Raw genomic sequence first — 708 nt, 5'->3', positions numbered from 1 at the left:
CCCTGGACCCCTCCGGGCGCGGGTTGACCCTGGTGGACACCCTCTCCGAGCGCTGGGGCGTGGACCTGCTCCCGCACGGCAAGTGCACCTGGTTCGAGATGCGCGTGAGCCGGCGCTGAACCCGCGGGGACGGTCGGCATCCCGCCTCCCCGCCGACCGTCCCCGCGCCACCCCCGGTCCCGGGGGCCGTCCCCGGATCGGGTCCCGATCCGGGGAGCGTGGTGTCGAGCGACCCCGGCGTCCGCGCGTCGACCGGCTCAGCGCGGCATGGCCCGCCGCCGCGCGGACGCCGCCCGGCGCCGCCGGTCGTTGCACAGCAGGCACTTCCCCCACCCCGGCGGCAGGGGGTCTTCCTTGTCCCCGTACAACGGATCGATCGCGCCGTGCGGATGGATCCGGCATCCCGTCGCGCCGGGCCCGGTGGTCAGGCCCTGTGCCGCCACCAGCGCCCTGCGCAGGGCGTCCACCAGGAACTCCGCCTGCTCGCCGGTCGGCATCTCCTCGGCGAAGCCGATGTCCGAGGCGGTGCGCAGAGCGGTCTGCATCTCCGCCCAGTCGTTGTGCTGACTCATGTCCGCCAGGGTAGGGCGCGCCACCGACAGGTTCGTCCCCGCACCGGCCCGGTGCCCGGTTCCGAGACCCGGTTCCGAGACCCGGGTCCGACGGTCCGGGGTCCGGGGCGGGGACCGGGCCGGACCCGACCGGAGG

1 protein-coding gene and 1 pseudogene are annotated in these 708 nt (G+C 76.0%); one reads left to right on the top strand and one right to left on the bottom strand.

Annotation, left to right across the window (positions count from 1 at the left end; translation table 11 throughout):
* A pseudogene (locus FNQ90_RS25750) lies at positions 1-119 on the top strand (ATP-binding protein); the annotation flags it as partial.
* Positions 120-257: 138 nt separating this feature from the next.
* On the opposite strand, the gene FNQ90_RS25745 reads toward FNQ90_RS25750, so the two are convergent.
* Positions 258-572 (bottom strand): hypothetical protein, encoded by a 315-nt coding sequence (locus FNQ90_RS25745; protein WP_182608505.1) that lies wholly within the window; start codon positions 570-572, stop codon positions 258-260.
* Positions 573-708 lie beyond the last annotated feature (136 nt).

The organism is Streptomyces alkaliphilus, from assembly GCF_014141535.1.
Classification (GTDB): Bacteria; Actinomycetota; Actinomycetes; order Streptomycetales; family Streptomycetaceae; genus Streptomyces; species Streptomyces alkaliphilus.
This window is presented reverse-complemented; position numbering and strand designations above follow the sequence as displayed.